Genomic DNA, 11,879 nt, shown 5'->3' with positions numbered 1-11,879 from the left:
TGTTTCTGAGTTCATCATTCAAGCTGAGATATCCATAGATGGTGTTCAGAACTCGGAAGGTCGTGTTCAGAACTCGAACGATGGTGTTCGGAACTCGGAAGGTCGTGTTCAGAACTCGAACGATGGTGTTCGGAACTCGGAAGTTGGTGTTCGGAACTCGGAAAGTCGTGTTCGGAACTCGGAAGTTGGTGTTCGGAACTCGGAAAGTCGTGTTCGGAACTCGGAAAGTCGTGTTCAGAACTCGGAAGATGATGTTCACCGTGAGTTCGACGAACCTCTCCCTGTCTTGAACTAAAGTTCAAGTCGATCACTTTGTAAAAACTGCTTCAAGGCTGCGGTTTTCCCTTTATTAGCTGGTAATTCTTCCCACTTATCTAACCATTTTTGTTGGAGTTGTCCATCCATTTCGACAATTTCCACCCGCTCTAAATTGCGGGGCAAGTAAGGGATACCTTGTAAAGACATCGACCTACCAGTGATTAACACCCGATGTCCCATTTCCGGGTAATTTTTGCACTCCTGCTGAAATCCAGAGACTTGTTTGATAAATGCTTCTAGATTGACGTTGGTTCTAGCCTCAATATGCAATTCATCAAACCCGTCAAGGATAAACAAGAAACGGGTATTTTTATTCGTCAACCAGTTTTCATCATTTTGAATAAAACTAATTTTCAGTTTTGCTTCTAAAGTGTTTTCTAAACGCGATTCAAAAGAGTCTAGATCCCGTAACCCAGTGCGCCCTTGCGGTTAAGAGACTTGAAGCAACTGGCGCGACACGGAGGAAGAGAAAAGGCGATCGCACTGTGCTAATAATTAGACATTTGCTGTTTCTGAGTTCATCATTCAAGCTGAGATATCCATAGATGGTGTTCAGAACTCGGAAAGTCAGGTTCGGAACTCGAACGATGGTGTTCGGAACTCGGAAGGTCGTGTTCAGAACTCGAACGATGGTGTTCGGAACTCGAACGATGGTGTTCGGAACTCGGAAGTTCGTGTTCAGAACTCGGAAGTTCGTGTTCAGAACTCGGAAAGTCCTGTTCAGAACTCGGAAAGTCGTGTTCAGAACTCAAAAGGTAATGTTCAAAGCTTGGCTTTTCCCCTCATCCCCCTCAATTCAATCCCAGTTCTTCCTTCAACGCCTCCGGCACATTAACTGCTGTTTCTAATCCCCGCACACCTTCCCACTGCTGCTTTTTACCCCAGGTCATTTTTTCCATATTGGCGTCGCTAAGGTCAGCACCACCGAGAATAGCGTAGCTAAGGTTACTGTGGCTAAGATCCGCACCATTGAGGATAGCACCACTGAGGTTACTGCCACTGAGGTTAGCACTGTTAAGGTTGGCATAGCTGAAGTCTGTACCGAAAAGGATCGCGTCGGTGAGGTCGGCACCACTGAGGTCGGCTTCGCTGAGAATCACCCCACTGAGGTCGGCTTCGTTGAGGATTACCCGACTCAGGTCTACACCACTGAGGTCTGCGCCTAAGAACATTGCACCGTTGAGTCTGGCGTTGTTAAGCTTGGCACCGTTAAGTTTGGCATAGCTGAGGTCAGCGGCGATGAGGATGGCATCACTAAGGTTGGTACTGAAAAGAATTGTGTCACTAAGGTTAGTACCGTTGAGGATGGCGTGACTCAAATCAGCACCACTGAGGTCGGCACGACAGAGGTCGGCATGGTTAAGGTTGGTGCTGCGGAGGTTGGCTTCACTCAGATTTGCACCGAAAAGGATAGCGTTACTTAGGTCGGCATGGCTAAAGTTAGTACTGCTGAGGTCGGTGCGGTTGAGGTCGGCGCGGTTGAGGTCGGCGCGGTTGAGGTTGGTGCTGCTAAGGTCGGCGCGGTTGAGGTCGGCGCGGCTAAGGTTGGCACAGCTAAGGTTTGCACCGCTAAGGTTGGTGCTGCTGAGGTCAGCACCACTGAGGTTGGCACCACTGAGGTTGGCACCACTGAGGTTGGTATCGCCGAGGTTGGCACCGCTAAGGTTGGCACCACTGAAGTTTACGCCAGTTAAGTTGGCATCGCCGAGATAAGCAAGGCTTAGGTCAGCACCCCTAAAGTCTGCCCCAGTGAGGTTGGCATCGCCCAGGTAAGCACCGTTAAAGTTGCCGCCTCTGAGAAATTGCCCGACTATACTGCTAAAATTGCCAATTTCCAGGGCATCGCTATAGTTGATGATCCGCAGCAGTTGGGATGTGAAAAAATTGTCTGTGTCTGGTTGAGCAGATGGATAGAAGGTAATTTTTTGTTTGAGTTGATCTCGCTCTTGGGCGTAGCGGTGTAACTCTAACAGTAAAATTAGTACGTTTAGCCCTGTATATATGTCAACCTGTCTCAGCCCGATCGCAATATTTTGCGCCGCTAGCTTTAACATTGTTTTTTGAGGTAGGTTATCATCTGGTGTCCCATCGATAAATTCTCCCTGAGACCAGCGATGATAAAAATCTTCTAACCGCCAAAAAAGCAGTTCTGGGCGAATTTTTTGACCAGTCACAACCAATTCCATTAGTTGGTTGACTATTTCTGGTTTCAGCGCCCCATTGCCCAGTAAATCATAAATCTCTTCATGCATCTGGCGATCGCACACTCTAAAGGAAAATCCAGAAGATAGTGTGCCTGATGTCCCATCGCCGATTTTAGAAGTCAAACCGCTCTTTGGTATTGTCCATTTTTCTAAACTTTCTTCCAGCCTTTGAAACCATAAACTTTCCTGTAAATTATCTTGACCAAATTTAACGCTTTTATAGGGTTCTTTAATACTTTTTCCTAGAGGTAAAACTGCTTCGGTTTTTACAGATGTGGTCTTTGGCATCTCTTCTAACCTTATATCCCTCACATAATTTCTCAGCAGTTGCCAAACTTGAGATAAATATGTTGACATTTCTGTGTCCGTTGTTACATTTAAATTACTGCTTTGATAATCCGGAATTAAAAATTTTTCTATGGTAGTTTGCTTGCCATTGCCAAAAATTAATAGTATCAATAAATACTACACGAAAAATATCATGCCTTGGCGATTTCTCCGATGGGTTACACCAACGCTGTTCCTGAAGAGCAGCTTCTCGCTAACCTGTAGTAAGCTCAAGTTTATTCTCCTGATGCAAATAAAGTGTCATCAGAAAAATTCTTTCAAGAATCAAGTTATTTTCCGCCTTTGGCTAATTTGTTATACTTTTTTTCCAAGATATTTACTAGTCTGATGTAAAAATAATACTTACTGTTTGTGAGAGTTGCAATTCTTAGGAAGAATCCTACTGTACAACAGCGTGAACATTGCGGAAAAATGACAACTAAAATTGAAGTCTAAACTTTGCTGCTTGATCTAAAGCATCTGAAAGAATCGATAAAAAGCAGGCTATATAGCTTTGCAAAAGTGAAAAATTAACTACGGAATAACTATCGGGGATACATGGGATGAAGAACAGCTTAACTTTTTATATTATTTTGTTACATGGTTTGTTTTTAGGAATAGCAACGGCTAGCGCCAAGTCACCGTCTGTTAACATTGATACATTAGCAGCCAACCATAACGCTGTGCGGGTTCTAGAAGCCTTAGTTACAAGAAGTGGAGAGAAATCCAATAGTCAGTTAACGACAGAAACTTCTTCAACTAAAACCTCAGCATTATCGCCAAAGAATACCAATATTCCTCAGGAAAAGAGGCTACCGTCAGGGCAAGTTTGGGTGGTTAATCAAAATAAACACGCACAGCCTCAACCGTTTATTTGGGTAGTAAAAGACCTTAAAAAAGCAGGACAGCAACCATTCTTGCAAGTTGCAAAACCCGCAGAAAAGCCTAAACCTAGCAAAACACCAACAGCAAAGGATGATTTAGAGCCATTTGACGAAGTAATCAAAGACACTCAAAAGTCAGGGGGATTGTTCACCCTTTATCGCAATAAAGAAAAGAATAAAGTTTATTTAGAAATTAAGCCAGAGCAACTCAATAAAAATTACCTAGCTACAGCAACCCTGGAATCGGGTATTGGTGAACGGGGTATTTACAGTGGTATGCCTCTGCAAGATTTTTTGTTTTATTTCCAACGAGTGGATGATAAATTAAACTTTGTCATCCGCAATGTTAATTTTCGCACTCGTGAGGGAGATCCCCAGGTGCGATCGCTAGCCCGATCTTTTAGTGATTCTGTTCTCTACAGCATTTCCCTTAAAAGTATTCATCCAGAACGCAAAACTCTTCTTATCGACTTAGGAGATTTGCTACTGACAGATTTAGGTGGATTATCTGCAAGTTTAGGAGTTCCATCAACCACAGACCAATCTTATTTTGGTACTGCTAAAGCTTTTCCCCAAAATTTAGAAATTGAGTCAGTTTTAAATTTTTCTGGTGGCAGTGACCGTGACAGTGAAGTGGCAAGCTTTGCGTCACTAGCTGACAACCGTGGTTTTACCCTGCGCGTTCACTACAGTCTCTCCCAACTACCTGATAAAGATTATCGCCCGCGCATTGCTGACGATCGCATCGGTTATTTCATCACCGCCTACCAAGATTTATCCAAAGATGATCGCGGCGATTCTTTTGTCCGCTACATCAATCGCTGGAATTTGGAAAAACAAGACCCAAAAGCAGTAATTTCTCCACCCAAAAAACCGATTGTCTTTTGGATTGATAACGCTGTGCCCTTAGAGTACCGCGATGGTATCAAAGAAGGCGTTTTAATGTGGAACAAAGCCTTTCTCAAAGCTGGATTCAAGGATGCAATTGAAGTCCGCCAAATGCCAGATGATGCCACATGGGACCCAGCAGATATTCGTTACAACACGATTCGCTGGATCAACACAGTCGATGGTTATTTTGCAATGGGGCCATCTCGCGTTAACCCATTGACTGGGGAAATTTTGGATGCAGATATTCTCGTAGATGCTAGCTTTGTGCGGGCACTTAAGAGTGAGTATCGCAAAATCGTCCAACCTAGCCAAACTGAAAATCGCACTACTATATCAGCTTTGATGCAAAATCGTCTACTTTGCGCCAATGGTTTAGATGCAAAAAACAATGGTGTGCCCCAGCAGGTGCAAGGGCAACAGGGTTTGTTGAGCCGTTTATCGAAAATGGCAGGCGAGTACGATTTATGCTACGGGATGGAAGCTGCTAACCAGTTTGCCTTTGGTTCACTGGCGATGTCACTGCTGCCAGATACCATGGCCACTCCTGACCAGATGAAAGAATACATCAATCAATATTTACGTTTAATCATCGCTCACGAAGTTGGGCATACTCTTGGTTTGCGCCATAACTTCCGTGGTAGTACACTGCTATCACCACAGGAGATGAATAATACGGAAATTACCAAAGCTAAAGGTCTGACGACTTCGGTGATGGATTATATTCCTCCAAATATTGCCCCTCAAGGGACAAAACAGGGAGATTATTTTCCCAGCATGGTAGGGCTTTATGATGAATGGGCAATTAAGTATGGCTACATCCCAATTCAGACATCAACTCCCATAGCAGAAAAGCCAATTTTGTCAGAAATTGCTGCACAATCCTATAAACCAGAGTTGAGTTATTCTACAGATGAAGATGTGTATGACCTTGACCCAACTGCTGATGCTTGGGATAACAGTGGCAATGTCCTGCTTTATTCTCAGTGGCAATTGAATAATTCGCGGGTGATGTGGGAACGTCTTGATAAGCGTTATCCAATGGCTGGTGATAGTTACAGCGATGTGAGCGAACGTTTTAGCACAGTATTGGGTAACTATTTCCAGCAAATATATTACACCACAAAATACATTGGGGGACAGTCTTTCTATCGCATCCACCCCAGCGAAATACCATTTGGAGTTAGCCCACAGCGATTACCATTTGAACCAGTACCAGTTGAAGAACAACGGCAAGCTTTAGAAACACTGCAAAAGTATGTGTTTGCAGAAGATGCCCTCAGCTTTTCACCAGAACTACTGAATAAATTAGCACCTTCCCGTTGGCGACATTGGGGTAGTTCTGTGCAAGTTGGTCGTTTGGATTTTCCAATTCATGACTTGGTGCTATTCATGCAGGGTTCTGTATTACGGGATTTACTCTCAGGCGATCGCCTCTCTCGCCTCAAGGATATTGAACTGAAAACGAAGGCCGAAAATGCACTGACTCTGCCTGAACTATTTGACACTTTGCAATCAGGTATCTGGACAGAAGTAATCAAACCAAAAGGTCAACCAATGAAGATTGCCAGTTTGCGGCGAGGCTTGCAACGGCAATACCTGGATATTTTGACTGCTATGGTGTTGCGAAAAGAATATGTCCCAGAAGATGCTCGGACTCTGGCGTGGTATAAACTCAAGCAACTAGATGAGAAACTCAAGCGGGTTAATTCAGATGATGAATATACCAAAGCGCACTTATTAGAGACACGCGATCGCATTGAGAAAGTGTTGAATGCGCCGTTGCAAGGGAATTAAAAAGGGAGTGGGGAGAGACGCGATTAATCGCGTCTGTACTAGGGAGTAGGGGGAATAATTTTTAATTGTTTCTCCCTCTCCCTTTTCTTTTTCCATCACCACTTTGGCAAAATATATTTAGAATGCCCATACATACTAAGAAAAAAGTTTATTCCAGTAGTTAGATAGTTAAATGCTGAGGGCAACATAATAAATAGTTAAACTGCAAGCAAGAGGTTTATTGTTTGGCAACTGTTCAAGATTCTTTGGTAATAGCTAATCCGTTGCCATCGGGTGATGGATACACATGGACTCTTGCCTCTCGGTTGGGTGAGATGATTTCGGACATTGAGGCACAGTTTGGTAAGCGCGTAGTTTACCGCCGTAGGCATCGCTCTTGGACAATTCTAGGAATTGAGTTTTGTGATAGCGGCCCTCAAACATGGTTCCCAGGAGACTGTCATATCAAGACCATTCAAAAAATGATGATAAAAAACTATACTATGGTCAATGTTTAGATTAATATAAATATCACCGTCAGCATAAATATCAAATACCATTTATGCTCCTAATTCTTATATATACTGAACGGTGTGTGCAGTAAATTCCAGTGATGTCACCTAAAGAATTAGATAGGATATTAGCCAGTAAATAAATCCGCATAAATACCGCTTTATTTTGTAGCTTTTGCGTAAAACGAGGCAGCAGATAATAAAATCTAACTCTGCTACCTCTGCTTTCTCCTAACTACTCAATGCCTTTAAAAACCGTTGCAAACTCTTAAATACACTCGGCTTTCTCGCAGGTGCAGCATCTGTTGTTGTTTGCGGTTGTCCCTTCATGAGGATGAGATCCAACTCATCACCCGATGGTTTTGTGGGTAATTCGGCAATTCTTTGATATTCGCCGTTAGTTTCCAGCCAAACTTCCCACTGGCCTGGGTAGCAGCGACATAGGGCACTTTCATCGTCTATAGGGCGGAGGTAATAGGCAGATTCAATGGTACTGATAAAACGATCGCGGATTTTTCTAGCTGTATAACCAATGCCCACAGTTCCAGAATCTTCTAGACGGGGATTTAACAAGACTAAAGGGCGATCGCCTATTTCTTGACATAGCTTTTCCAACTGCGGTACTTCTACCGAAGTGGGCGCGATGAATAAGAAAATTTCATCCTCTGCCTGAATTTTTGTCTGCAAAGAAGCAGCCCTTCCCGTACCAATATCCAAAATTTGAAATGGTGCATCACCCCAATCGCGTCGGGCTAAAGCCGCAGCACCAGCGTCAGCAAAGAAAATCTTCAAACGGGAATCATATTCTGTAAACAGGGGCAGAAATTGTTCCGCCACCGGCATAAACTTGAGTTCTGGGAACAGGAACTCAACTTGTATGCGAGTACAGCCATCTGCAAGGGCAGCTTGGACGGCTACACGAGATTGAGCGATCGCATCTTCAAGAGTATTGGGAAGTTCACTCATAGTTTATTATGTGGGTTTAGCATTACTCCCATTGTTCCAGTATTAGCTCTTATTGAGTAGGCAGGCGATGACGATTAGCCCCAGGATATAAAGGCTCAATGGGCGTTGGGTTTTGCGACGCCGATAGCGAACGCGAGTGCGTCTCCAAGAGTTGCGTTAGCGAGTATTCGTACCCCTACGGGGATCTTGCTACGCGCAGCGTCTCGTAGAGAGCGTCATAGCCCGTCGTAGACATCGCCTCTGATATCATATCTGCTCGATTACTTATTCAACCCGGAGAACCCCACCCCCCAAATCTATGCTTTGTTTCCCCTCCTGCTTGCGGGGCTACGGTGTACACACAAGTATCACCAGCATAGGTTTCAATTCTAGTAGTTTCGTAGGGTGCGTTATGGACACGCCGAAATAACAAATGCGTACGCCGAAATAACAAATGCGTACGCCGAAATAACAAATGCGTACGCCGAAATAACAAATGCGTACGCCGAAATAACAAATGCGTACGCCGAAATAACAAATGCGTACGCCGAAATAACAAATGCGTACGCCCGACGAAATAACAAATGCGTACGCCGAAATAACAAATGCGTACGCCGAAATAACAAATGCGTACGCCGAAATAACAAATGCGTACGCCGAAATAACAAATGCGTACGCCATGATTGCAAGAATTTAGCTTTGTCACGCCAGCGTAACGCACCCTTCTCCTATCGGAGACGCTACGCGTAGCTTGCTTCCCGAAGGGTACGGGTGACGCTCCTGCGTCGCTCTAAGCGAAGCCATGCCGCAGGCTTTACGCTGCGCTAACAGCAGTCGCCTGCGGAGGAGCCAGTGCGGTCTTGGGGTCTCCCCAAGTGGAGCATCTGGCGTTGGAAACCCTCCCGCAGCGCTGCTTCACTGCAAATCTTTGGTAGATGAAGTTTTTCCGACTTGTGTGTACACCGTAGCCTGCTTGCGGGGAGGGGTTAGGGGTGGGGTGTTGACTTACGAGAGCGGCAATCTAGCTGAAATGCTTACTACGGTAGCGAATCTAACATTGTGTGCAAACACTAACTTGAAGGTTATCTATGGACGGGTTCAGGATTGATGTTGTCTGTTGGTATTGATATGGGAATCTTAACAATAAAGTATTAATATCAGCGTCTTTTATGAAACCTGTTTTGCGTAAAGGTCAACTAACAACATGGAAAGATGACAAGGGCTTTGGCTTCATCCGCTCCAGTGATGGCAATCAAGACGTTTTTCTTCATATCACTGCACTCAAAGAAACAAATCATCGTCCACAAGTTGGTGATGTAATTTGCTATCAGCTAACGATTGATAAAGACGGAAGAGTTCATGCTTGCAACGCCTTCATTGAGGGAATTGTATCCAAACCTATACTGAGAACCTCACCTTCTGTAATAGAGAAAGCAACATTCAAACCCACAGTGAAATATTCTTTAATATTTGAGGTGTTGCTTTTATCATTATTACCGGCTTTGGGAGCAATACACTTTGCATTTACGACTTTCAACCCAATCCCTTTGATTCTCTATCCTGTAATGAGTTTTATTACCTTTGCACAGTATGCGGATGATAAATCTCGTGCAAAGCAGGGGCGTTGGAGAATATCAGAAAAGAGATTACATTTATGTGAATTTATGGGTGGATGGTTGGGGGCATTCATTGCCCAACGAAGATTACGCCACAAAAGTAGCAAGGTTTCATACCAAGTTGTATTTTGGGTAATAGTAGCTATTCACATTGTATTTTGGTTGGATTGGCTTTTCTTGGGTAAAAGACTAGTAGGTTTAGTTTTTAGAGGATAGCAAAGAACCCTTGCAAAACAAACTGCTGAGTCGAGATTCCCTGACTGCTTGCCCATTTATTGAAGAAGTGCGAGCGCATAGAAGACACACTTAATCTGTACTCCAACGCTTTGTAAGTTGAATACGATAACCTGAAGCTTCAGTAAGCAACTCGTAGGACAATACAGTTCAGTTAACGCTAAAAACCTTAAACTATGTAGGTTGGGTTGAGGAACGAAACCCAACATTTGCCGGGCTTTGTTGGGTTGCGCTTTGCTTAACCCAACCTACAATTTTTCTTAACTGAACCGTATTGACTCGTAGGAGTGAAAATGCATAGGATTTCCAAGACGAGCATCTTGAATATGTTCAAAGGAAAATTCTCGTTGCATGTAATCAATAAGACAATCTTGAACTACCAAAACAAGATGTTTACTGAGATGTTCAAACGTGTGAATTTTGTGATGGAGTTGCATCAAGATTGTCTTTGCAGTCATTTTCCAGTTCATACCAAAACCTTTCCCCGATGCAACATCTACATCTCTCACTGAAACACCATGACGCTGGAGAAAACGTTGCCGTTCTGGCCAGACTGTGCCAGAAGATTCCAAGCAAGTTATTGATATAGTCTTCCCACTTATCTTCAAGACCAATTCCTCCATTAATGTAAGCTCTTTGTCCCCAATAGGGGGGAGATGTGATTACACAATCGATACAATCAGCAGGAAATAACTTTAGTAGGGCATAACTGTCAGCTTGCAAGAACAGTGGTGTGCGGTTTGATGAAGTGAGGTAATCCTTAACAGTACCTATATCCTTTAGAAGCTCGTTCTCCTCAATCATCGGAACACCTAGCGAATTCATCCTATTACTTTACTTGAATTTGAAAGAACTGTTGCTTTAATGATTCGCTTGTCAGCCTTTGCAAAACTTGCTTCAATACCATCACTGTCCAATCTATATCAGCTTCAGTCGTATCACGCCCCAATGTGATGCGAATTCCGCCCAAGGCAGCTTTTTCTGAATAACCCATCGCTAACAATATCGGACTAGGGCTAAGTTTACCACTGTGACAGGCAGCACCAGCACTAATGCCGATACCAGCAAGATTTAGCTGTCGCACCAAGGTTTTACCGCTAAGTTTTTCCCCATCGGCGTATTCTAAGCACATACTGATATGGTGAGGCAAACGATCGCAACCATCCCCTGTAGCAATTAAACCAGGAATTTCAGCTAATTGGGCAAAGGCGCGATCGCGTAACTCAATTAACCGTGGTGTTTCCGTAGCCAATTCTTCGGCTGCTAATTCTGCTGCTACACCAAATCCCGCTATTATCGGTACTGCTTGCGTACCAGAACGCAATCCCATTTCTTGTCCACCACCACCCAGTAAGGGCATCAATTCCACACCAGGACGCAGGTATAGCGCCCCTACACCTTGGGGGCCATATATTTTATGACTGGAAAGGCTAAGTAAGTCTACAGGGAGTTGTTGCACATCTATGGGTAAGCGTCCCGCAGCTTGCACCGCATCTGTATGGAACAAAGCACCATGCGATGGCTCCGCCCGCCGCAGGCATCGCACTATCTTACCCAGTTCTGCGATCGGTTGCACAGTCCCAACTTCACTTTGACCGTAAATTATAGAAACTAAAACTGTGTTATGTCGCAACGCCACCTTTAAATCCAGGGGGTTGACTCTACCTTTAACATCTACAGACAAGCGCGTAACTTCCCAACCCCACATTTCTAGCAATCTTACTGTTTCAGAAATTGCTGAATGCTCCACGCTGGAGATAATAATATGTTGAGGAACAGTATACAACCGAGCCACACCCATAATCGCCAGATTATTTGCTTCGGTACCACCAGATGTAAAGATTATTGATGCTGGATCGACAGCGTTAATTAAACCAGCAACTTGGACTCTGGCTTGTTCCACAACCGTTGCAGCCCTTTGCCCCCACTCATGTAAGCTGGAAGGATTGCCCCACTGTTCGGTGAGGACTGTTTGCATAACAGCGATCGCTTCTTTTCGAGTGGGAGTAGTGGCGCTGTAATCTAGATAAATTTGCATATAACCGATAATGGTGAGAACACACGTTGGTAGTAGGCTGCTGATCTTGTCAGCATATACAGTTTGAGTGGACAAATCCTGAAAAAATCTCTGTAATGCCTCTAACAGTGGATTTTTCCCTTTACTTGGAAAGTTAT

10 protein-coding genes are annotated in these 11,879 nt (G+C 44.0%); 3 read left to right on the top strand and 7 right to left on the bottom strand.

Going from position 1 to position 11,879, the window contains the following annotated elements; translation table 11 throughout:
- Positions 1 to 14: 14 nt before the first annotated feature.
- The 4 genes from LC653_RS11980 to LC653_RS11965 form a co-directional block, all read right to left on the bottom strand.
- On the bottom strand, positions 15 to 302 hold the full coding sequence (locus LC653_RS11980) for a hypothetical protein (RefSeq protein ID WP_229494687.1): 288 nt from the start codon (positions 300 to 302) through the stop codon (positions 15 to 17).
- Entirely contained in the window at positions 292 to 639 is a 348-nt protein-coding gene (locus LC653_RS11975; RefSeq protein WP_229494686.1) for a hypothetical protein, read from the bottom strand. The genes LC653_RS11980 and LC653_RS11975 overlap by 11 nt, the downstream gene beginning before the upstream one ends.
- Positions 640 to 839: 200 nt before the next feature.
- A complete protein-coding gene (locus tag LC653_RS11970) occupies positions 840 to 1,070 on the bottom strand; it encodes a hypothetical protein (RefSeq protein WP_229494685.1) in 231 nt (76 codons plus the stop codon).
- A 39-nt stretch (positions 1,071 to 1,109) separates the two neighbouring features.
- Positions 1,110 to 2,879 carry a pentapeptide repeat-containing protein gene (locus tag LC653_RS11965; protein ID WP_229494684.1) on the bottom strand — a complete coding sequence of 590 codons (1,770 nt, stop codon included), beginning with the start codon at positions 2,877 to 2,879 and terminating at the stop codon, positions 1,110 to 1,112.
- Between the two features lie 533 nt (positions 2,880 to 3,412).
- On the opposite strand from LC653_RS11965, the gene LC653_RS11960 reads away from it, so the two are divergent.
- Together LC653_RS11960 and LC653_RS11955 are read left to right on the top strand one after the other, a co-directional pair.
- Positions 3,413 to 6,418 (top strand): zinc-dependent metalloprotease, encoded by a 3,006-nt coding sequence (locus tag LC653_RS11960; RefSeq protein ID WP_229494683.1) that lies wholly within the window; start codon positions 3,413 to 3,415, stop codon positions 6,416 to 6,418.
- Between the two features lie 224 nt (positions 6,419 to 6,642).
- Positions 6,643 to 6,915, top strand: a complete 273-nt coding sequence (locus tag LC653_RS11955) for a hypothetical protein (RefSeq protein ID WP_229494682.1) — start codon at positions 6,643 to 6,645, stop codon at positions 6,913 to 6,915.
- A gap of 225 nt (positions 6,916 to 7,140) precedes the next feature.
- Here LC653_RS11955 and LC653_RS11950 read toward each other — a convergent pair whose 3' ends face one another.
- Positions 7,141 to 7,875, bottom strand: a complete 735-nt coding sequence (locus LC653_RS11950; protein ID WP_229494681.1) for a DUF1995 family protein — start codon at positions 7,873 to 7,875, stop codon at positions 7,141 to 7,143.
- 1,148 nt (positions 7,876 to 9,023) lie between these two features.
- Here LC653_RS11950 and LC653_RS11945 point away from each other — a divergent pair.
- Complete coding sequence (locus LC653_RS11945; protein ID WP_229494680.1) at positions 9,024 to 9,686, top strand: DUF1294 domain-containing protein; 663 nt, start codon at positions 9,024 to 9,026, stop codon at positions 9,684 to 9,686.
- 278 nt (positions 9,687 to 9,964) lie between these two features.
- Here LC653_RS11945 and LC653_RS11940 read toward each other — a convergent pair whose 3' ends face one another.
- The gene (locus tag LC653_RS11940) at positions 9,965 to 10,327 is read right to left on the bottom strand and encodes a NotI family restriction endonuclease (protein ID WP_229494679.1); all 363 of its coding nucleotides are present in this window, start codon (positions 10,325 to 10,327) and stop codon (positions 9,965 to 9,967) included.
- Between the two features lie 206 nt (positions 10,328 to 10,533).
- Entirely contained in the window at positions 10,534 to 11,742 is a 1,209-nt protein-coding gene (locus tag LC653_RS11935) for a cysteine desulfurase family protein (protein WP_229494738.1), read from the bottom strand.
- Positions 11,743 to 11,879: the final 137 nt, after the last annotated feature.

Source organism: Nostoc mirabile CHAB5784, from assembly GCF_020829645.1.
Lineage (GTDB): Bacteria > Cyanobacteriota > Cyanobacteriia > Cyanobacteriales > Nostocaceae > Nostoc > Nostoc mirabile.
The sequence above is the reverse complement of the archived record's forward strand: the minus strand, read 5'-3'. Positions and strand labels throughout refer to the sequence as shown.